The organism is Bradyrhizobium jicamae (genome assembly GCF_001440395.1).
Classification (GTDB): domain Bacteria; phylum Pseudomonadota; class Alphaproteobacteria; order Rhizobiales; family Xanthobacteraceae; genus Bradyrhizobium; species Bradyrhizobium jicamae.
Map to the genome: position 1 here is coordinate 21,550 of NZ_LLXZ01000219.1, position 21,372 is coordinate 42,921.

21 protein-coding genes are annotated in these 21,372 nt (G+C 62.7%); 20 read left to right on the forward strand and 1 reads right to left on the reverse strand.

What is annotated here, in order from left to right:
• The 20 genes from CQ12_RS38835 (at position 1) to CQ12_RS38930 (ending at position 19,268) form a co-directional block, all read left to right on the forward strand.
• A complete protein-coding gene (locus CQ12_RS38835; protein ID WP_057840499.1) occupies positions 1-1,191 on the forward strand; it encodes an NADH-quinone oxidoreductase subunit D in 1,191 nt (396 codons plus the stop codon).
• Positions 1,191-2,150: an FkbM family methyltransferase gene (locus CQ12_RS38840; RefSeq protein WP_057840500.1), complete on the forward strand. Its 960-nt coding sequence runs from the start codon at positions 1,191-1,193 to the stop codon at positions 2,148-2,150. The genes CQ12_RS38835 and CQ12_RS38840 overlap by 1 nt, the downstream gene beginning before the upstream one ends.
• 11 nt (positions 2,151-2,161) lie before the next feature.
• Positions 2,162-2,773 (forward strand): NADH-quinone oxidoreductase subunit NuoE, encoded by a 612-nt coding sequence (gene nuoE / locus CQ12_RS38845; RefSeq protein WP_057840501.1) that lies wholly within the window; start codon positions 2,162-2,164, stop codon positions 2,771-2,773.
• On the forward strand, positions 2,773-2,985 hold the full coding sequence (locus CQ12_RS38850; protein ID WP_057840540.1) for a hypothetical protein: 213 nt from the start codon (positions 2,773-2,775) through the stop codon (positions 2,983-2,985). The genes nuoE and CQ12_RS38850 overlap by 1 nt, the downstream gene beginning before the upstream one ends.
• 21 nt (positions 2,986-3,006) lie before the next feature.
• Positions 3,007-4,332, forward strand: a complete 1,326-nt coding sequence (nuoF, locus tag CQ12_RS38855; RefSeq protein WP_057840502.1) for an NADH-quinone oxidoreductase subunit NuoF — start codon at positions 3,007-3,009, stop codon at positions 4,330-4,332.
• A gap of 5 nt (positions 4,333-4,337) precedes the next feature.
• On the forward strand, positions 4,338-4,826 hold the full coding sequence (locus CQ12_RS38860; RefSeq protein ID WP_157088751.1) for a hypothetical protein: 489 nt from the start codon (positions 4,338-4,340) through the stop codon (positions 4,824-4,826).
• Between the two features lie 7 nt (positions 4,827-4,833).
• Positions 4,834-6,909, forward strand: a complete 2,076-nt coding sequence (nuoG, locus tag CQ12_RS38865) for an NADH-quinone oxidoreductase subunit NuoG (RefSeq protein ID WP_057840504.1) — start codon at positions 4,834-4,836, stop codon at positions 6,907-6,909.
• A 10-nt stretch (positions 6,910-6,919) separates the two neighbouring features.
• Positions 6,920-7,990 carry an NADH-quinone oxidoreductase subunit NuoH gene (gene nuoH / locus CQ12_RS38870; RefSeq protein WP_057840505.1) on the forward strand — a complete coding sequence of 357 codons (1,071 nt, stop codon included), beginning with the start codon at positions 6,920-6,922 and terminating at the stop codon, positions 7,988-7,990.
• Between the two features lie 12 nt (positions 7,991-8,002).
• Positions 8,003-8,224, forward strand: a complete 222-nt coding sequence (locus tag CQ12_RS38875; protein WP_057840506.1) for a hypothetical protein — start codon at positions 8,003-8,005, stop codon at positions 8,222-8,224.
• A gap of 31 nt (positions 8,225-8,255) precedes the next feature.
• The gene (gene nuoI, locus CQ12_RS38880; protein WP_057840541.1) at positions 8,256-8,750 is read left to right on the forward strand and encodes an NADH-quinone oxidoreductase subunit NuoI; all 495 of its coding nucleotides are present in this window, start codon (positions 8,256-8,258) and stop codon (positions 8,748-8,750) included.
• A gap of 9 nt (positions 8,751-8,759) precedes the next feature.
• The gene (locus CQ12_RS38885) at positions 8,760-9,398 is read left to right on the forward strand and encodes an NADH-quinone oxidoreductase subunit J (protein ID WP_057840507.1); all 639 of its coding nucleotides are present in this window, start codon (positions 8,760-8,762) and stop codon (positions 9,396-9,398) included.
• A complete protein-coding gene (gene nuoK / locus CQ12_RS38890) occupies positions 9,395-9,703 on the forward strand; it encodes an NADH-quinone oxidoreductase subunit NuoK (RefSeq protein WP_057840508.1) in 309 nt (102 codons plus the stop codon). Before CQ12_RS38885 ends, nuoK begins: the two co-directional genes overlap by 4 nt.
• Positions 9,704-9,710: 7 nt before the next feature.
• Complete coding sequence (gene nuoL, locus CQ12_RS38895) at positions 9,711-11,792, forward strand: NADH-quinone oxidoreductase subunit L (protein ID WP_057840509.1); 2,082 nt, start codon at positions 9,711-9,713, stop codon at positions 11,790-11,792.
• Positions 11,792-13,303: an NADH-quinone oxidoreductase subunit M gene (locus tag CQ12_RS38900; RefSeq protein ID WP_057840510.1), complete on the forward strand. Its 1,512-nt coding sequence runs from the start codon at positions 11,792-11,794 to the stop codon at positions 13,301-13,303. Before nuoL ends, CQ12_RS38900 begins: the two co-directional genes overlap by 1 nt.
• A 66-nt stretch (positions 13,304-13,369) precedes the next feature.
• A complete protein-coding gene (gene nuoN, locus CQ12_RS38905; RefSeq protein ID WP_057840511.1) occupies positions 13,370-14,806 on the forward strand; it encodes an NADH-quinone oxidoreductase subunit NuoN in 1,437 nt (478 codons plus the stop codon).
• A gap of 60 nt (positions 14,807-14,866) precedes the next feature.
• Positions 14,867-15,679, forward strand: coding sequence for a biotin--[acetyl-CoA-carboxylase] ligase (locus tag CQ12_RS38910; RefSeq protein ID WP_057840512.1), 813 nt, complete (start codon positions 14,867-14,869; stop codon positions 15,677-15,679).
• On the forward strand, positions 15,679-17,349 hold the full coding sequence (locus tag CQ12_RS38915; RefSeq protein ID WP_057840513.1) for a ribonuclease J: 1,671 nt from the start codon (positions 15,679-15,681) through the stop codon (positions 17,347-17,349). Before CQ12_RS38910 ends, CQ12_RS38915 begins: the two co-directional genes overlap by 1 nt.
• A gap of 53 nt (positions 17,350-17,402) precedes the next feature.
• Positions 17,403-17,807 carry a methylmalonyl-CoA epimerase gene (gene mce / locus CQ12_RS38920; protein WP_057840514.1) on the forward strand — a complete coding sequence of 135 codons (405 nt, stop codon included), beginning with the start codon at positions 17,403-17,405 and terminating at the stop codon, positions 17,805-17,807.
• An 89-nt stretch (positions 17,808-17,896) separates the two neighbouring features.
• Positions 17,897-18,172: a DUF1467 family protein gene (locus tag CQ12_RS38925; RefSeq protein WP_057840515.1), complete on the forward strand. Its 276-nt coding sequence runs from the start codon at positions 17,897-17,899 to the stop codon at positions 18,170-18,172.
• A gap of 640 nt (positions 18,173-18,812) precedes the next feature.
• Positions 18,813-19,268: a cache domain-containing protein gene (locus CQ12_RS38930; protein WP_057840516.1), complete on the forward strand. Its 456-nt coding sequence runs from the start codon at positions 18,813-18,815 to the stop codon at positions 19,266-19,268.
• Between the two features lie 152 nt (positions 19,269-19,420).
• Here the strand turns inward: CQ12_RS38930 and CQ12_RS38935 are convergent, their stop codons facing one another.
• Positions 19,421-21,211 (reverse strand): adenylate/guanylate cyclase domain-containing protein, encoded by a 1,791-nt coding sequence (locus CQ12_RS38935; protein WP_057840517.1) that lies wholly within the window; start codon positions 21,209-21,211, stop codon positions 19,421-19,423.
• Positions 21,212-21,372 lie beyond the last annotated feature (161 nt).

The window sequence follows — 21,372 nt, forward strand, 5'->3', positions numbered from 1 at the left end:
ATGAACGAACAGAACCTGCGTAATTTTACGATCAATTTCGGGCCGCAGCATCCTGCGGCGCACGGCGTGCTTCGCTTGGTCCTCGAATTGGACGGTGAGGTGGTCGAGCGTGTCGATCCGCACATCGGTCTCTTGCACCGTGGCACTGAAAAGCTGATCGAGCAGAAGACCTATCTGCAGGCGATTCCGTATTTCGACCGGCTCGATTACGTCGCGCCGATGAACCAGGAGCATGCGTTCTGTCTGGCCGCGGAAAAGCTGCTCGGCATTGCGGTGCCGCGCCGCGGGCAACTGATCCGCGTGCTCTACTGCGAAATCGGCCGCATCCTGTCGCATCTGCTGAACGTCACCACGCAGGCGATGGACGTAGGCGCCTTGACCCCGCCGCTGTGGGGCTTTGAAGAGCGCGAAAAGCTGATGGTGTTTTACGAGCGCGCCTCCGGCTCGCGCATGCACGCGGCCTATTTCCGTGTCGGCGGCGTGCATCAGGACCTGCCGCCGAAGCTGATCGACGACATCGAGGCCTGGTGCGACCCGTTCCTGCAGGTGGTTGCCGACCTCGAAACGCTCCTGACCGGCAACCGCATCTTCAAGCAGCGCAATGTCGACATCGGCGTGGTGTCGCTGAAGGAAGCCTGGGAGTGGGGTTTTTCGGGCGTCATGGTACGCGGCTCGGGCGCGGCGTGGGACCTGCGCAAGGCGCAGCCCTACGAATGCTACGACGAGATGGATTTCGATATCCCGATCGGCAAGAACGGCGACTGCTACGACCGCTACTGCATCCGCATGGAGGAGATGCGCCAGTCCGTGCGCATCATGAAGCAGTGCATCGCGAAACTGCGCGCGCCGGACGGGCAGGGACCGGTTGTGGTCGAGGACAACAAGATCGCGCCGCCCCGCCGCGGCGAGATGAAGCGCTCGATGGAAGCCCTCATCCATCACTTCAAGCTCTATACCGAAGGCGTGCATGTGCCGGCCGGCGAGGTCTATGCCGCGGTCGAGGCCCCGAAGGGCGAGTTCGGCGTCTATCTGGTGTCCGACGGCACCAACAAGCCGTACAAGTGCAAGATCCGCGCGCCGGGCTTTGCCCATCTGCAGGCGATGCATCACATCTGCAAGGGCCATCTGCTGGCCGACGTCTCGGCGATCCTCGGCTCGCTCGACATCGTGTTCGGAGAGGTCGATCGGTGATGGCGCAGGCGCCCATCCAGTTTGACCGGGCTTCGGGCGTACTTGCGGGTGCGAACGCGTGGGAGCGTTTGGCCGCGGTGGCGCTGGTGCTGGGCTCGAAGGTGGCGTCGAATTTCTCGCACCGAGGCTACAACATGTGCGCCAATCTGTTGCGCACGACGCTGCCGGAGCGCGGCATCCAGATCAAGCTCAACCCCGACGCCACCTTTGAATTTCCCTATGGCGACGGCTACTGGAGCAAGCTGCTCAACCGCACCTACAGTTACGAGAACGAGCTCGAACTGCTGTTTCAGGACTCCGCCGACGTCGACTACACGCTGCTCGATTGCGGCGCCAATTACGGCTACTGGTCGGTGCTGGTGTCGAGCAAGCCGTTCGGGTCGCACAAGGCGATCGCGATCGAGCCGTCGGGGCAGAATTTTCCGAAACTTGCCAACAACGCCAGGATCAACGGCAACCGTTTCGAGGCCATGAAATGCGCGATCGGTGCTGCGCGCGGCACTGCGCGTCTGTCGGGCACCAAGCATGAGGCCTTCAGCATTGCCGGCGACCAGTCGGCAGGCGAGGAAGTGCCCGTCATCGCGCTCGACAATCTGCTCGATGACGGCAAGGTCGCGCCCGGCGGCAAATTCCTGATCAAGCTCGACGTCGAGGGCGTCGAGATCGAGGCCATGAAGGGCGGCGCACGGCTGATGCAGGCCGACAGCGTGTTGCTGTGCGAGGAGCACGGCAACGATCCACAGCATACGGTGTCGCGCTATATCCTCGAACAAACTCCGCTGAAGCTGATCGTCTACGATCCGCGCAGCCATCGCCTTGAAACCGTGACCGACCTTTCGATTCTGGATCGGATCAAGGTTTCAACCCATGTCGGCTACAACGTGTTCGGCACCGCAAGCGCATTCTGGCTCGCCCGGATCGATGCGCTCAATGCGAAAACCGCGCGCCGCGTGCAATGAGAGACTGAACGATGTCCGTCCGCCGCCTCGCACCGAAGGAATTGCAGCCCGCGAGCTTTGCGTTCTCGGATGAGAACCTCGCCTGGGCCAAGGCGCAGATCACCAAATATCCGCCGGGCCGTCAGGCGTCGGCGGTGATCGCGATCCTGTGGCGCGCGCAGGAGCAGCATGAGGGCTGGGTTTCGGAAGCCGCGATCCGTGTGGTCGCCGACATGCTCGATATGCCCTACATCCGCGTGCTGGAAGTGGCGACCTTCTACACCATGTTCCAGCTCCAGCCGGTCGGCAAGAAGGCCCATGTGCAGGTGTGCGGCACCACGCCGTGCCGGCTGCGCGGCGCCGAGGATATCATCAAGGTGTGCCAGAGCCGCATTCACCACGATCCCTTCCATCTGTCGAAGGACGGCAATTTCAGCTGGGAGGAGGTCGAGTGCCTCGGTGCCTGCGTGAACGCACCGATGGTTCAGATCTGGAAGGACACCTACGAGGACCTGACCAAGGAAACCTTCGGCAAGGTGCTGGACGGCTTTGCGTCGGGCAATCCACCGAAGCCGGGACCGCAGATCGACCGTCAGTTCTCGGCGCCGGCAGGCGGGCCGACGACGCTGAAGGAATCCACATGATGCGTAACGACACTTTGCCCGTGAGCGGGCCGGGGAAGGGCAGCACGATGAAGAACTGGCGCTATATCGGCATGCACGCCGTCGCGGCAGCGACATTCATCTTTCTGCTGCAGCGTTACGGGCTGAACAACACGCTCGAATCCAGCCTGTTGTGGGCGCTGACCTTCGGCGGATGCGCCGCGGGGCTCGCCTACGCGCAGTCCAAACGTTGATCCGCTAGGAAGCTTCAAGTCATGCTCGACGACAAGGATCGCATCTTCAAGAACCTCTACGGCCTCCATGATTGGGGCCTGGAAGGCGCGCGCCGCCGCGGCGCGTGGGACGGCACCAAGGCAATCATCGACAAGGGCCGCGACTGGATCATCAATGAGATGAAGGCCTCCGGCCTGCGCGGCCGCGGCGGGGCGGGCTTTCCGACCGGCCTGAAATGGTCGTTCATGCCGAAGGAATCCACCGACGGCCGGCCGAGCTATCTCGTGGTCAACGCCGACGAGTCAGAGCCCGGCACCTGCAAGGACCGCGAGATCATGCGGCACGATCCGCATCTGCTCGTGGAAGGCTGCCTGCTCGCCAGCTTCGCGATGAATGCGCATGCCTGCTACATCTATGTGCGCGGCGAATTCATCCGCGAGCGCGAGCGCCTGCAGGCCGCGATCGACCAGGCCTATGATGCAAAACTGGTCGGCAAGGACAACGTCAATGGTTGGCCGTTCGACATCTATGTCGCGCATGGCGCCGGCGCCTATATCTGCGGCGAGGAAACCGCGCTGCTGGAGAGCCTGGAAGGCAAGAAGGGCCAACCGCGGCTGAAGCCGCCATTCCCGGCCAATGTGGGTCTCTATGGCTGCCCGACCACCGTCAACAACGTCGAATCCATCGCGGTTGCGCCTGACATCCTGCGCCGTGGCGCTGCGTGGTTCGCCGCGATCGGCCGGCCGAACAATGTCGGCACCAAACTGTTTTGCGTCTCCGGCCATGTCGAGCGGCCCTGCAACGTCGAAGAGGCGATGGGGATTTCGTTCCGCGAACTGATCGAAAAACATTGCGGCGGCATTCGCGGCGGCTGGGGTAATCTGAAAGCCGTGATCCCCGGCGGCTCGTCGGTGCGCATGGTGCCGGCCGAGCAGATCATCGACACGCCGATGGACTTCGACAGCCTCAGCAAGTTGCGCTCCGGCCTCGGCACCGCTGCCGTGATCGTGATGGACAAGTCGACCGACCTGATCCGGGCTATCGCGCGCATCTCCTATTTCTACAAGCACGAAAGCTGCGGCCAGTGCACGCCGTGCCGCGAGGGCACGGGCTGGATGTGGCGCGTGCTGTCACGCATGGCCGAGGGCCGCGCCCACAAGCGCGAAATCGACATGCTGCTGGAGGTGACGAAACAGGTCGAGGGACACACCATCTGTGCGCTCGGCGACGCCGCGGCATGGCCGATCCAGGGCCTGATTGCGCATTTCCGGCATGAGATCGAGGAGCGGATCGCCCAGTACTCGCACAAGGCTGACATCGACGACGTCGGCGTTCTCGATCCCGCGCACATGGTCGCGGCGGAGTGATCGCGATGTCGCAACCGAGCTTCTGGTGGCAGAGATACGGGACGCTGGCGCAGATGGCGCAGGCGGCAGTGGCGCTGCTCGGCTTTGTTGCGATCCTGTTCCAGATCAACGAAATCCGCACTGGCAACCGCGCGTCCAGCGCGCGGCAGGCGTTCCTGGGCTACACCGATCTGGCGTTCAAGAACCCGAAATTCGCGCAGCCGGACTACGAGAAGATCAAGGCAGCCGGTCGCGACGAGCAGGTGCAGTACGAGAGTTTCGTCACCTACTTCCTCTACGCCTGCGAGGAGGCGATCGGTGCCTTTGCCGGAAAGCGCGAGTGGCTCGCCTCCTGCGATTACGACCTGAAGCCGCATCTGCCGTTCCTGTGCGAGAAGAACGCGGCGCAGCCGGCTTATCTCGCGACCTATGGCGCCGAGACCCAGCAATGGATCAAGACGTCGCTGAAGACCGCCAGCGTTACACCGCCAGACTGCAAGCTGGGAAAGACCTGAGACCGCAATGACCAAACTCATCATCGACGGCAAAGAGATCGATGTACCCGCAGAATTCACGCTGCTGCAGGCGTGCGAGGCCGCGGGCGCCGAAATTCCGCGCTTCTGCTACCACGAGCGGCTGTCGATCGCCGGCAATTGCCGGATGTGCCTCGTCGAGGTGAAGGGCGGCCCGAAGCCGGTCGCAAGCTGCGCCTGGGGCGTGCGCGACTGCCGGCCGGGTCCGAAGGGCGAGCCGCCGGAAATCTCGACGCGTTCGCCGATGGTGAAGAAGGCGCGCGAAGGCGTGATGGAATTCCTGCTCATCAACCACCCGCTGGACTGCCCGATCTGCGACCAGGGCGGCGAGTGCGACCTGCAGGACCAGGCGATGGGCTATGGCGTCGACACCTCGCGCTTCGCCGAGAACAAGCGCGCGGTCGAGGACAAGTATCTCGGTGCGCTGGTCAAGACCTCGATGAACCGCTGCATCCAGTGCACGCGTTGCGTCCGCTTCTCCGCCGAAGTCGCCGGCGCGCCGGAAATGGGCGCCACCGGCCGCGGCGAGGACATGGAGATTACGACCTATCTGGAGCAGGCGCTGACCTCGGAGCTGCAGGGCAATCTCGTCGATATCTGCCCGGTAGGCGCGCTGACCTCCAAGCCTTACGCGTTCGCCGCGCGTCCGTGGGAGCTCGGCAAGACGCAGTCGGTCGACGTCATGGATGGCGTGGGATCTGCGATCCGCGTCGACACCCGCGGCCGCGAGGTGATGCGGATCCTGCCGCGCATCAACGAGGCCGTGAACGAGGAGTGGATTTCCGACAAGACCCGTCACGTCGTCGACGGCCTGCGCACGCAGCGGCTCGACCGGCCCTATATCCGCGACAACGGCAAGCTCCGCCCCGCGTCGTGGCAGGAAGCGTTCGCGGCTGTTGCGGCCAAGGTGAAGATGAGCGACGGCAAGCGGATCGGCGCCATTGCCGGCGATCTCGCCGCAGTCGAGGAGATGTTCGCATTCAAGGATCTGCTGGGACGATATGGTTCGACCAACCTGGCGGTGCAGGGCGGTGATGCCTTCGACCCGGCACTCGGCCGCGCGACTTATATCTTCAATCCTACCATTGCCGGGATCGAACAGGCCGATGCGCTGCTGATCATCGGCGCCAACCCGCGCAAGGAAGCCGCCGTCCTCAACGCGCGTATCCGCAAGCGCTGGCGCACCGGCCAGCTCAAGGTCGCGCTGGTCGGCGCCAAGGCCGATCTCACCTATGATTACGACTATCTCGGCGCGGGCACCGATACGCTTAACGATCTCGCCAGCGGCAAGCACTCCTTCATCGAGGTATTGAAGGGCGCCAAGCACCCGATGGTGCTGGTCGGCGCCGGTTCGCTGTCGCGGCATGACGGCGCGGAAGCGCTGGCGCTGGCGGCCAAGGTCGCGACGGGCGTCGGCGCGCTCAAGGACGATTGGAACGGCTTTGCCGTGCTGCAGGACACCGCCTCGCGCGCGGGCGCGCTCGATATCGGCTTTTCGGCCGGCAAGGGCGGTCTCAACCTGGCGCAGATGACCACCTTCGGCACCCTCGACGTGCTGTTCCTGCTCGGGGCTGACGAGGTGAAGGTGCCTGATGGCACGTTCGTGGTGTATATTGGCACCCATGGTGATCACGGCGCGCATCGCGCGGACGTGATCCTGCCGGGCGCGGCCTATACCGAGAAATCCGGCCTCTTCGTCAACACCGAGGGCAGGGCGCAGATCGCCGCCCGCGCGGCGTTCCCGCCCGGGGAAGCACGCGAGGATTGGGCGATCGCCCGCGCGCTGTCGGACGTGCTGGGCAAGAAGCTGCCGTATGACTCGCTTCAGGCGTTGCGTCAGGCGCTGTTCAAGGCCGTTCCGCATCTGATGCGGATCGACCAGATCGAGCCCGGCAAGGCCGAGCAGGTCAAGGCGTTGGCGGGCAAGAGCGGCAAGGTCGACAAGAGCCCGCTGAAATCGTCCGTCGAGGATTTCTACCTGACCAACCCGATCGCACGGGCCTCGGCGGTGATGGCGGAATGTTCCCGGCTGGCGGCCGGGCGAATGCTGACGGCAGCGGAGTGAGCGTGATCTGATGGCTGATTTGTTCGCAAGCCCGTTCTGGACCGGCTTTCTCTGGCCGCTGATCGTCATGGTGGCGCAGAGCCTGCTTCTGCTCGTCGTGCTGCTGGTCGCGATCGCCTACATCCTGCTCGCCGACCGCAAGATCTGGGCGGCGGTGCAGATCCGCCGCGGCCCGAACGTGGTCGGCCCCTGGGGTCTTTTGCAATCCTTCGCGGACCTCCTGAAGTTCGTGCTGAAGGAGCCGATCATTCCGTCCGGCTCCAACAAGGGCGTATTCCTGCTGGCGCCGCTGGTGTCCTGCGTGCTGGCGCTGGCCGCCTGGGCCGTGATCCCGATGGATCTCGGCTGGGTTATTGCGGACATCAATGTCGGCGTGCTCTACATCTTCGCGATCTCGTCGCTGTCGATCTACGGCATCATCATGGCCGGCTGGTCGTCGAACTCGAAATACCCGTTCCTGGCGGCGCTGCGCTCGGCGGCGCAGATGGTGTCCTACGAGGTCTCGATCGGCTTCGTCATCATCACCGTGCTGTTGTGCGCCGGCTCGCTCAACCTGTCGGCGGTGGTGGAAGCACAGAATGCGCGCGGCTTTGCCAGCCTGATCGGGCTGCCGCAGCTCACCATCCTGAACTGGTATGTGTGGCCGCTGTTCCCGATGTTCGTGGTGTTCTACGTCTCGGCGCTGGCCGAAACCAACCGCCCACCATTCGACCTGGTCGAAGCAGAGTCCGAACTGGTCGCGGGTTTCATGGTCGAATACGGCTCGACGCCGTATCTGCTGTTCATGCTCGGCGAATATGTCGCGATCACCACGATGTGCGCGTTGGCGACGATCCTGTTCCTCGGCGGCTGGCTGCCGCCGGTGAACCTGCCGCCCTTCACCTGGATCCCGGGCGTGGTGTGGTTCGCGCTGAAGCTGTTCTTCATGTTCTTCCTGATCGCGATGGCGAAGGCGATCGTGCCGCGCTACCGCTACGACCAACTGATGCGGCTGGGCTGGAAGGTGTTCCTGCCGCTGTCGCTGGCGATGGTCGTGATCGTGGCCGGCGTGCTGCAATTCGCAGGGATCGCGCCGAAATGAGGATGGAACGCCATGACGCTGTCAATGCCGGGCCTGATCGGTGCCGCCTTGGGATTGGTGATATCGAGCGCGATGTATTTCGTGACGATGTCCATGCTCAAGCGGCCGGCGCCGGATACGACCGCGACTGCGGACGAGCGCGAACGCGCAGCGGCATCGGTTCGGACGGTCCTGCTTGCGGACATTCCGATCCTGACCGCACTGGGATATTACGCCGGCCAACTTTATGGATGACAAGGACCGGCGGCAGAAAGAGGACCTGGGCATGAGTGTCAACGTCAACGCAACGGCCCGTGCGCTTCTCTTGAGCGAATTCGTATCGGCGTTCTTTCTCGCCATGCGCTATTTCTTCAAGCCGAAGCCGACGCTGAACTATCCGTTCGAGAAGGGACCGATCTCGCCGCGCTTCCGTGGCGAGCACGCGCTGCGCCGCTATCCGAACGGCGAAGAGCGCTGCATCGCCTGCAAGCTGTGCGAGGCGATCTGCCCGGCGCAGGCGATCACGATCGAGGCCGGCCCGCGCCGCAACGACGGCACCCGTCGCACGGTGCGCTACGACATCGACATGGTGAAGTGCATCTATTGCGGCCTGTGCCAGGAAGCCTGCCCGGTCGACGCCATCGTCGAGGGGCCGAATTTCGAATTCGCGACCGAGACCCGCGAGGAACTCTACTATGACAAGGCCAAGCTGCTCGCCAATGGCGATCGCTGGGAACGCGAGATTGCGAAAGCGATCGAGCTCGACGCGCCGTACCGGTGAGGTGAGGGCATGATCCTTCCTGCTCTCTTCTTCTATCTCTTCGCAGGCGTCTGCGTGGCCTCGGCGGTCATGGTGATTGTCTCGCGCAATCCCGTGCACTCCGTGCTGTATCTGATCCTGGCCTTCGTCAACGCCTCCGGTCTGTTCGTGCTGATGGGCGCCGAATTCCTCGGCATGATGCTGATCGTGGTCTATGTCGGCGCGGTGGCCGTGCTGTTCCTGTTCGTGATCATGATGCTCGATGTCGATTTCACCGAGCTGCGCGAGGGCTTTATCGAATATCTGCCGATTGGCCTCGTGATCGGCGGCATCTTCCTCGCAGAGCTGCTGCTGGTCGCGGGCGGGTGGGTCATGAAGCCCGATACCGCCAAGCAGATCACGGCGGCGATCCCGACGAATGTCAGCAACACCGAGGCGCTCGGGCTGGTGCTCTATACGAAGTACATCCATTACTTCCAGATCGCCGGCATGGTGCTGCTGGTCGCCATGATCGGCGCCATCGTGCTGACGCTGCGCCACAAGGCCAAGGTCAAGCGGCAGGACATCAACGTGCAGAACGCACGCACGCCGGAGCTGGCGATGGCCGTGCGCAAGGTTGCGTCGGGGCAGGGGCTGCAGGATGCGGACGCGGCGGAGTGGGTGAAATGACGATCGGTCTGGGACACTATCTCGCGGTCGCCGCCATCCTGTTCACGATCGGGATCCTCGGCATCTTCCTGAACCGCAAGAACATCATCGTCATCCTGATGTCGATCGAGCTGATCCTGCTCGCCGTCAACATCAACCTGGTGGCGTTCTCGACCTTCCTCGGCGACATCGTCGGGCAGGTGTTCGCGCTCTTGGTGCTGACGGTGGCGGCTGCGGAGGCCGCGATCGGTTTGGCTGTGCTGGTGGTGTATTTCCGCAACCGCGGTTCGATCGCGGTTGAAGACGTCAATCTGATGAAGGGCTAGCTCAGCTATGGTTCAGGCAATCGTCTTTCTGCCGCTGCTGGGCGCCATTCTGGCCGGCCTGATCGCACTGTTCGGGGCGCATGCGCGCAACCCGAGCGGCGACGAGGTCGAGCATCATGACCACGGGCATCACGATCATGGCGATCACGCGCATGCGTCGGCCGCCCATGACGACCATGGCCATGGCGACCACGGCCACGACGACCACCACGTCTCGGAGCCGCCGGCGCAGGGCTCGCGCGCGGCCGAGCTGATCACCACCGGCCTGTTGATGATCTCGGCGCTGCTGTCCTGGATCGTGCTGGTCGATGTCGGCTTCCAGCACCATGACTACAGGATCGCGCTGTTCCCGTGGATCAATTCCGGCGACCTGCAGGTGTCGTGGGCGCTGCGCGTCGATACGCTGACTGCCGTGATGCTGGTGGTGGTCAACACCGTCTCCTCGCTCGTGCACCTCTATTCCATCGGCTACATGGACGAGGACCCGCATCGGCCGCGCTTCTTCGGCTATCTCTCGCTGTTCACCTTCGCGATGCTGATGCTGGTGACCGCGGACAATCTGGTCCAGTTGTTCTTCGGCTGGGAAGGCGTCGGTCTCGCGAGCTATCTGCTGATCGGTTTCTGGTACCAGAAGCCGTCGGCGAACGCGGCAGCGATCAAGGCCTTCGTGGTCAACCGCGTCGGCGACTTCGGCTTCGCGCTCGGTATCTTCGCGGTGTACATGCTGCTCAAGACCACCGATTTCGAGACCATTTTTGCCGGCGCGCAGGGGCTGACGGGCAAGACCATCAACTTCTTCGGCTGGAACGCCGATGCGCTGACCCTGATCTGCCTGTTGCTGTTCATGGGCGCGATGGGCAAGTCGGCCCAGTTCCTGCTGCACACCTGGTTGCCGGACGCGATGGAAGGCCCGACGCCGGTCTCGGCGCTCATCCACGCCGCGACCATGGTCACCGCCGGCGTGTTCATGGTGGCGCGGCTGTCGCCGCTGTTTGAGCTCGCGCCCAACGCGCAGGCCGTCGTGATGTTCTTTGGCGCCACCACCGCGTTCTTTGCGGCAACCGTCGGCCTCGTGCAGAACGACATCAAGCGCATCGTCGCCTATTCGACCTGTTCGCAGCTCGGCTACATGTTCGTGGCGATGGGGGCGGGGGCCTATTCGGTCGGCATATTCCACCTGTTCACGCATGCCTTCTTCAAGGCGCTGCTGTTCCTGGGGTCCGGCTCGGTGATCTACGCGATGCATCACGAGCAGGACATCCGCAACATGGGCGGGCTGTGGCGCAAGATCCCTTATACCTATGCGGTGATGGTGATCGGTACGCTTGCGTTGACCGGTTTCCCGCTGACTGCGGGCTATTTCTCCAAGGACGCGATCATCGAGTCGGCCTATGTCGCGCACAATCCGTTCGCGTATTACGGCTTCGCGATGACGGTGGCCGCGGCCGGCCTGACCTCGTTCTATTCGTGGCGCCTGATCTTCAAGACGTTCCACGGCGAACCGCATGATCAGCATCATTACGAGGCCGCCCACGAAGCGCCGCTGTGGATACTGATCCCGATCGGCATCCTCGCCGCCGGATCGATTCTGGCCGGCTACCCGTTCAAGGAAGTGTTCGCAGGTCACGGCGTGGAAGAGTTCTTCCGCGAGTCGCTGAAGATGCACCCGCACATCATCGACGAGATGCACCACATTCCGAAGACCATCGCCTGGCTGCCGACCGTCATGATGGCGATTGGCCTTTATATCTCCTACGTCTTCTACATCCGCCGTCCCTACATTCCGGTCCAGCTCGCCCGCGAGCACCCGATGCTGTACCAGTTCCTGCTCAACAAATGGTACTTCGACGAGCTCTATGATCTCATCTTCGTCCGCCCGACGAAGTGGCTCGGCCGCTTCCTGTGGAAGAAGGGCGACGGCTTCGTCATCGACGGCTTCGGCCCGGATGGCGTCTCGGCGCGCGTGCTCGACGTCACCCGCAACGTGGTGAAGATCCAGACCGGCTATCTCTATCACTATGCCTTCGCGATGCTGATCGGCGTCGCCGGGCTGATCACCTGGTTCATGTTCGGCTTGGGAGGCCAGTAATGACAACCTGGCCTATCCTTTCGGTCGTCACCTTCCTGCCGGTCATCGGCGCGGTGGCGATCTATCTCACTCGCGACGACGACGAGGCGGCGCGGCGCAATGCGCGCTGGATCGCGCTGTGGACCACGCTGGTCACCTTCGCGGTGTCGCTGATCCTGGTCTGGCGTTTCGACGCCGCAAGTGCGGACTTCCAGTTCGTCGAAAAGGCGAACTGGCTCGCCAGCGGCATTACCTATCACATGGGTGTCGACGGCATCTCGCTGCCGTTCGTGATCCTGACTACCGCGTTGATGCCGTTCTGCATCATCGCGAGCTGGAAGTCGGTCACAGTGCGCGTGCGCGAATACATGATGGCGTTCCTGTTCCTGGAAACGCTGATGGTCGGCACCTTCTCGGCGCTCGACCTCGTGCTGTTCTACCTGTTCTTCGAAGGCGGCCTGATCCCGATGTTCCTGATCATCGGTGTCTGGGGCGGCCCGCGCCGGGTCTATGCGTCGTTCAAGTTCTTCCTCTACACGCTGCTCGGCTCGGTCCTGATGCTGCTCGCGATCATGGCGCTGTACTGGAATGCCGGCACCACCGACATCCCGACGCTGATGAACACGGCGGTGCCGCGCTCGTTGCAAACCTGGGCGTGGCTGGCGTTCTTTGCCTCGTTTGCGGTGAAGATGCCGATGTGGCCGGTGCACACCTGGCTCCCCGATGCGCACGTCGAGGCGCCGACCGCGGGCTCGGTGATCCTGGCTGCGATCCTCCTGAAGATGGGCGGCTACGGCTTCCTGCGGTTCTCGCTGCCGATGTTCCCGCTGGCGTCGCATGACTTTGCGCCGCTGGTGTTCTCGCTGTCGGTGATCGCCATCGTCTATACTTCGCTGGTGGCCTTGATGCAGGAAGACATCAAGAAGCTGATCGCCTATTCGTCGGTGGCCCATATGGGCTTCGTCACCATGGGCATCTTCGCGGCGACCACCCAGGGCGTTGCCGGTGGCGTGTTCCAGATGGTGTCGCACGGCATCGTCTCCGGTGCGCTGTTCCTCTGCGTCGGCATCGTCTACGACCGCATGCACACCCGCGAGATCGCGGCCTATGGCGGCCTCGTCAACCGGATGCCGCTCTATGCGATGGTGTTCATGGTCTTCACCATGGCCAATGTCGGTCTGCCCGGTACGTCCGGCTTCGTCGGTGAGTTCATGACGCTGCTCGGCACCTTCAAGGTCTCGATCCCGACCGCGACCTTTGCCACGCTCGGCGTCATCCTGTCGGCTGCTTACGCGCTCTGGCTCTATCGCAAGGTGGTGTTCGGCGCGCTGACCAAGCCGTCGCTGGCCAGCATCAAGGATCTGACGTGGCGCGAAAGCCTGACCCTGATGCCGCTGGTGTTCCTCACCATTCTGTTCGGGGTCTATCCGAAGCCGGTGCTCGACATGTCGGCCGCCTCGGTCCAGCAACTCGTCAACAATTACAATGCCGCCGTGACTGCCGTGAAGGCAGCCGCGCTGGTCGCGCAATAACGTAGCGTTTTCAAGCGAAGTGGAAGCCGGTTCGCATGAAGAAAACGCGTCAAGGATAAGAAGGCCATGAGCTTCTCAAGTGCAGGTTATCAGTTGCTGCCGGTGCTGCCGGAGCTGGTGCTCGCGGTCGGCGCCATGGCGCTGTTGATGCTCGGCGCCTACCGCGGCGAGGGTACGACCCGGCTCGTCACCACACTCGCGGTGGTGCTGCTGGTCGTCACCGGCGTACTGATACTGATGCTGCCGGCCGGCAAGCTCACGACCTTCGGTGGCAGCTTCGTCGTCGACGACTTCGCCCGCTTCCTGAAGATCCTGGCGATCATCGGTTCGGCGGTGACGCTGATCCTGTCGACGGAGTTCCTGTCCGACCCGTCGCGGCGCATCTTCGAATATTCGATCCTGGTGCTGCTCTCCACGCTCGGCATGATGGTGCTGATCTCGGCCGCCGACCTGATCATGCTCTATCTCGGCCTCGAGCTCATGTCGCTTGCCCTCTACGTGGTCGCCGCCTCCAACCGCGACAACGCCAAGTCCACCGAGGCCGGCCTGAAGTACTTCGTGCTCGGCGCGCTGTCCTCGGGCATGCTGCTCTACGGCGCCTCGTTGATCTATGGATTCACCGGCACGGTCGATTTTGCCGGCATCGCCGCCGCCGTGAAGACCGGCAGCGTCGGCATCGTGTTCGGCCTCGTATTCCTGCTGGCCGGCCTCTGCTTCAAGGTCTCCGCCGTGCCGTTCCACATGTGGACGCCAGACGTCTATGAAGGTGCGCCGACGCCGGTCACGGCGTTCTTCGCCTCCGCGCCGAAGGTGGCAGCGCTTGCGGTGTTCACCCGCGTGACGCTCACCGCGTTCCCCGGCATCGTCCCGCAATGGCAGCAGATTCTCGTCTTCGTCGCCATCGCCTCGATGGCGCTGGGATCGTTCGCCGCGATCGGGCAGAAGAACATCAAGCGCCTGATGGCCTATTCCTCGATCGGCCATATGGGCTTTGCGCTGGTCGGGCTTGCGTCCGGCACGGTGGAGGGCGCGCAGGGCGTTTTGATCTACATCGCGATCTATGTCGCGATGACGCTGGGTTCCTTCGCCGTCATCCTGACCATGAAGCGGAACGGGCAGCCGGTCGAGCAGATCAGCGATTTCGCCGGCCTCTCGCGCACCAATCCGATGCTGGCGTTCTTCTTCGCCATGCTGCTGTTCTCGCTGGCCGGCATTCCGCCGCTCGCGGGCTTCTTCGCCAAATGGTACGTGTTCGTGGCCGCGATCAAGGCCGGCCTGTTCACGCTCGCCGTCATCGGCGTGCTGAGCAGCGTCGTGGGCGCGTTCTACTATCTCACCATCGTGAAGCTGATGTACTTCGACGAGCCGGCCGGCCAGATCGAGCCGATGCGCATCGAATTGCGCACGGTGCTGGCGGTCGCGGGCATCTTCAACATCTTTTTCTTCGTCTATCCGGGGCCGCTGGTCAGCGTCGCCACGGCGGCGGCGAAGTCGCTTTTTTAGGCGCGTGGTTCCGAAAACCGACGTTCGGTTTTCGCAGCGGATCATGCGCAGAAACTGGAAATGACCTTCTCGCTCGGTCCCAAAGCCACATCGGCGGGTTACCGCCTCGCCGCCTTCGACAAGGTTGGTTCGACCAATGCCGAAGCCATGGCGCGCGCCCGCACCGGTGAGCGTGACCCGACATGGTTTGTGACCACCGAGCAGACGGCGGGTCGGGGCCGCCGGCAGCGCGTCTGGATCGCGCCGCGCGGCAATCTCGCCAGCAGCGTGCTCGAGGTCATGGATATTTCTCCTGCCGTTGCGGCGACCATGGGTTTCGCCTTTGGTTTGGCACATGCGACGGCGTTGCAGCGTGTCAGCGTAGAGGCCAACTTGCGGCTGGCCGGAGCGGATCAATTGCAATATCTCCTGAAATGGCCGAACGACATTCTGGTCCGCGGGCAGAAGCTTTGCGGCTTGTTGCTGGAGGCTGAGGCCGTGACAGACGGTCGTCTCGCCGTCGTGGCAGGCATCGGCACCAACGTCATCGCCGCGCCGGAAGGCACACCGACGCCGGCCACCTCGCTGGCCGCGCTCGGCGTTCATGTCGGTGCAGAAGAGTTGTTCGCCGCGCTGTCGGATGCCTGGGTCGAGTTCCGCGGCATCTGGGACAATGGCCGCGGCTTCGGCGAAATCCGAAAGCTGTGGCTGGACCGTGCCTTCGGCGTGGGCGAACCGGTCGCGATAAAGACCGGAACCGCGACGGTGGAAGGCACGTTCGATACAATCGATGACACCGGCTGCCTGATCGTCCGCACCGCGGAGGGCAAGCGCATGCCGATTACGGCCGGGGAAGTCTATTTCGGCACCGCGGCATCGCTGGGAGCGACCTGATGGCGCGGCCGGATGAACTGACCTTTGCGCCGCTTGGCGGTGTCGGCGAGATCGGCATGAACCTGTCGATCTACGGGCTCGGCAACCGCCACGAGCGGTCCTGGCTCGCGGTCGATCTCGGCGTCTCCTTCGGCGACGAGGAACATCTGCCGGGCATCGACCTGATCATGCCCGACATCAGCTTCCTGGAGAAAGAGCGCAACAACCTGATGGGCCTGGTGCTGACGCACGCCCATGAGGATCATTTCGGCGCCATCATCGATCTCTGGCCGAAGCTGCAATGCAAGATCTATGCGACGCAATTCAGCGCCGCCTTGTTCGAAGCCAAATGCGCGGCGGAGCGCAATCCGCCCAAAATCCCGGTGACAGTGGTTCCCTCCGGCGGCCGGGTCAATCTCGGACCGTTCACCGTCGAATTCATCCCGGTTGCGCATTCGATTCCGGAATCGCATGCGCTCGCGATCCACACCGCCGCCGGCACCGTGCTGCACACCGGCGACTGGAAGATCGATCCGACGCCGATCATCGGCCTGCCGACCGACGAGCGGCGCCTGCGCGAGCTCGGCGACGAGGGCGTGCTGGCGCTGGTCGGCGATTCCACCAACGCGGTGCGGGACGGGCGCTCGCCCTCGGAGACCGAGGTTGCCGCCACCATTGCCAAGCTGGTGAAGGCCGCGAAGGGCCGCGTCGCTGTCACCACCTTCGCCTCCAACGTTGCCCGCCTCAAGGCGGTTGCGGATGCCGCCAAGGCCGCCGATCGCGAAGTCGTCGTGGTCGGCCGCGCCATGGAGCGCGTGGTGCAGGTCGCCCGCGAGACTGGCTATCTCGATGGCGTGCAGAATTTCCGCGGCGCCGATTATTACGGCCATTTTCCGCCGGACAAGGTGCTGGCGCTATGCACCGGCAGCCAGGGTGAGCCGCGGGCGGCGCTGGCCCGGATCGCCAACAACGACCATCCGCAGGTGACGCTGAACAAGGGCGACAGCGTGATCTTCTCGTCGCGCACCATCCCGGGCAACGAGAAGGCGGTCGGCGCCATCATCAACGGGCTGGTGGCCCAGGGTATCGATGTGATCACCGACCGCACCGATCTCGTCCACGTCTCCGGCCATCCGCGCCGCGACGAGCTGCGTGACATGATCTCATGGGTGCGCCCGCAACTCCTGATCCCCGTCCACGGCGAGGCGCTGCATCTATCCGAGCACGCCAAGCTGGCGCGCGCCGCCGGCGTGCCGAAGGTTCTGACCTGCCGCAACGGCGAACTGGTCAGGCTCGGCCCCGGCGACCCCGCCATTATCGACGAATTGCCGTCGGGTCGGCTCTACAAGGACGGCGCGATCCTGGAGGATTCCAAATCCCGCACCGTGGTGGAGCGGCGACGGATGGGGTTCGCCGGATGCGCCTTCGTGGCGATCGCCATGACCGACAAGGGCGAACTGGTCGACGATCCCGAGGTTGATCTGGTCGGCGTCCCCGAGAAGAATGCGGCCGGCGAGATCATCGACGAGATCGTGTTCGACACGGTGGTCTCGACCGTCGAAGGCCTGCCGCGGGCGCGGCGTCGCGATCCCGATGCGACAGCGGAATCGGTCCGCCGCGCGGTGCGGGCGGTCATCAACGAGCAATGGGGCAAGAAGCCGATTTGCATCGTTCATGTTCTGGTGGTTTGAGGTAGAAGCGCTCGGGCGGCTGGTCGCCGGGTAGAAGCAGGGAGTGGAGTGTCATGCTGGGCCGGCTCAATCACGTTGCGATCGCGGTCAAGGATGCGGAAAAGGCCGCCAGGATCTATGGCGGTGCGTTCGGCGCCGAAATCTCCGGCGCGGTGCCGCTGCCGGAGCATGGCGTCATCACCGTGTTCGTGACGCTGCCCAACACCAAGATCGAATTCATCCAGCCGCTCGGCGAGGCCTCGCCGATCGCCAAATTCGTCGAGCGCAACGCCGACGGCGGCATTCATCACATCTGCTACGAGGTATCAGACATCATCGCCTCGCGCGACAAGCTGATCGCAGAGGGGGCGCGCGTGCTCGGCGACGGCGTGCCGAAGATCGGCGCCCATGGCAAGCCGGTGCTGTTTTTCCATCCAAAGGATTTCTCCGGCGCGCTCGTCGAAATCGAACAGGCCTGAAGCATGATCCGGAAAAGTGGACACCGGTTTTCCGAAAAGATCATGCTCAAAAGAGAACATCAGATCATGATCCATAGGAGCATGATCTGATGGCCTACAGCATCTCAACCGCGCTTGCGATCTACTTCGTGCTCTGGTGGGTCGTGCTGTTCGTGACGCTGCCGTTCGGCGTCCGCAGCCAGCATGAGGACGGCGAGGGCGCCCCCGGCACCGATCCCGGCGCGCCGGTCATGGCGCGGATGGGATGGAAGCTGCTCTGGACCACGCTGATCTCGGCCGTGGTGTTCGGCATCGGGATGTGGGCCTATCACCAGGGGCTTCTGAACATCGAGCGGCTGTCGAAGCTGATGGGCCTGCCGTTCTAGAGCCCGGTTCTGATTGGAAAGCAACGGCTGAGCGATTCCAATAAGTTGCAGCGACTAACGCGATTTAGTGCGCACTATGAGCCACAAGGGTCGCCGCAGCGAGTGACTAACAGCCTTGGTCCATCCTGCCATGGCTGACAGAAAACGGCCCCGCACTGGTGATGCAGGGCCGCAAAAAAAAGTAGATGGTGGTGATAATCGGAACAGCCGCCATTTTATTCTTCAAAATCACCATCTGCAAGAGCCGCCAGTTTCTCTGACAGTAACATGTAGCTTTTGCTGGCTAGTGCACAAAAATGCATCCAATGAGTTAGGCAAGCGATACCCGAGACGCGGGCGGCGTGAACAATGTCGGCTCATCCCGGTAAAGCGGACCTCGCAACCAGCGCGTACCCAAGTCCGAAAGTGCCCCATTGCAGACGTGAGGCTGGAAAGGACGCTACGTTCATGTTGTCTGGCGGAGTTCCATTTCAGTGTGATGTGAAGTGGTTCACGCCTTGGAAGACCAATTCAAGCTAGTGTTGGGTAAAGCCTTCTACATGCAAGAGCCGATGATGTCGTCGGATGCAGGAGATAAGGCTATTCCGCACCATGCAGCTTGGCCGTGAGCATTATTGCGTGAACACGATGGGAGGAAATCATGCTCCTTCACCCGACGATCAGTGTAGTAGCAGTAGCCGCAATCGCATCGACAGCGACATATGCTCAGAACGCCAGTTTCGGCACGCCCGCCGAGGCGAAGGCAATGCTTGAGAAGGTCGTCATCTCCATGAAAGCCGATCCGGCAAAAACCATCAGCCAAATCAATAAGGGTGAAGGAGGATTTCGCGACCGTGATCTTTACCCAACTTGCGCAGGCCCTGACGGCAAGAACATCGCTCATCCCGATCCTGCGCGTATTGGCCTCGTGCAGAGAGACATCAAAGACGTCACGGGCAAACCCTACGGGGCGGAATTTGCTTCCGCCGTCGAGGAGAAGATCACGGAGGTCACATACATGTACCCGCGTCCCGGCGAAGATAAGAGACCGGTTGAGAAGGTAGGACTCGCTACGAAGGTCGCTGGCTACATATGCGTCGTCGGGTATTACAAATAGATCGTAGTGTGCGACTTCGTTTTCCCCGGATCATGATATCCGCTTCCGGCCCTTGGCCGACATGGCAGATCGGTTCACCGACGTCTGCTTTCCGGGGTGGAGCGGACAAAGCTCGCATGGGCCCCGAGCGTCGGCTTCCCATATCCCCGACATCACCCCTCTGGCAGCCCGGCCACGCGCATGCCCTCATAGAAGCGCTCGCGTCCAGCGAGGTAAGTCGGATTGTCGCTCGGCACGTTGGCGCGGAAGCGGGAGATGGTGAAAGTCGGGTCGAGCGCAAGCCCTGCTTGGGCCGCGGATCGCGCCTCATCAAGCTGACCGAGGTGCGCTAGCGCGGTGGCAAGATAGATATGCGCGCGTGGATGATTTTGGTTGATCTCGACCGAGCGACGGAACCGTGCGACCGCCTCCTGGTCGGCGCCGAGCTGCAGCTTGGCGAAGCCCGCGAAGATCATCCAAACAAAAGCCTCCGTATCACGAGGACTGAGGCGGAGTGCCTCTTGGACATGGGCCTCAGTCTCCTCGCCGCGACCGAGAAGATACTTGGCGCGACCGATGTAGGCGTGCGCATTAGCTAGGTTTCGATCCAGCGCCAATGCCTGCTCGCATTCAGCTATGCCTTGGGCCGCGCGGTTTGTGAACATTTTGATGTTTCCTAGAAGCCAGTGGGCGCGTGCGTGCTGGGGGGCCAGGGACAGAGCCTTGATCAAGGCCGCCTCAGCCGCTGCGAGACGCGCGGCCCGCTCAACGGTCAAAGCCATGCCAACAGCTGCCGCATCAACAACTGCCAATCCGACCAGCGCTTCGACATTTTTGGGATCGAGCGCCAAGGCGGGTTCAAAATAGCTGCGCGATTGCGCAAGATACTCGGAAGTCCTTCCCTTGTTTAAGCAAGCCATGCCCTGGAAAATCAAATCCATCGCATCGGGATGCAGCGAACGCTCCGCCCGCCGCGCCTCAGCTTCGACAAGTTGAGTATTTAGCGTGTTAGCGAGCCTCGATACGATTTCGTCCTGCATATCGAATAGATCAGCGACTGGCTTATCGAACCGTTCGGCCCACAGGTGTTTGCCAGTCTCGGCGTCGATCAGCTGAACATTCACGCGAAGCCGGTTGCCACCACGCTGCACCGAGCCCTCCAGTACATAGCGGACGTTTAATTCGCGTCCGATCTGCTTGAGATCAACCGCTTTGCCTTTGAACGTAAATGCGGTGTGTCGGCCAATCACGAATGAGCCATTGATGCGCGACAAGTCTGTGGTCAGGCTCTCGGTCACGCCGTCAACGAAATAGTCTTGCTCGGGATCGCCACCAATATTCGCAAACGGCAGCACCACCATGGACAGACGCGGCGCTGAAAGCGAGCTTGGCGTCGTGCTGCCGACCTTTGTCACCGGGCTAAGTCCCTCTCGGGCCACGGCATAGGCTCGGACCGGACGAGCAATATTCTTGAGGTTCTGCTCGCCCAGATCGGTGAACTCAACCCCGACCTTGCCTCGGACTTGATCGTAGGCAGAAGACGAGATGCAGATGCCGCCCGGTTCGGCGATGCCCTCAAGCCGCGCCGCAATGTTGACGCCGTCTCCGAAGATGTCATGAGGCTCGACGATTACGTCGCCAATATTGACACCCACGCGGAAAGCAATACGCGTGTCTTCCACATCACCGATGGTAAGTTCCTTGACGCGGGTCTGGAACTGCAAAGCAGCTCGAACCGCTTCGACCGCGCTCGAAAACTCCGCCAAGCACCCGTCGCCGGTGTTCTTCACGATGCGTCCGCCGTGTTCCGCAATCGCGGGCTCGACGGCGTCCGCTAGGAGCGCTGTCAGTTTGGCGTGCGTAGCCTCTTCGTCACTGTGCATGAGCCGCGAATAGCCAGCGACGTCGGCGGCCAATATCGCCGACAACCTGCGCTCGACCCGACCTCGCGGTTCCTGCACCATGGCTCGCAGTCCAACCCACAGATACTGTACGACGGATCGGCTGAGAAATCCCGAGGTTCGTATAGCACTGCTTCAGCCGTTCCAGCAGCCGGGCTAAAGTCCGTAATTGATGCTGTGGACGGCTCCTCCACGGGCACGAGAGTGCCAAGACATGGGCGCCG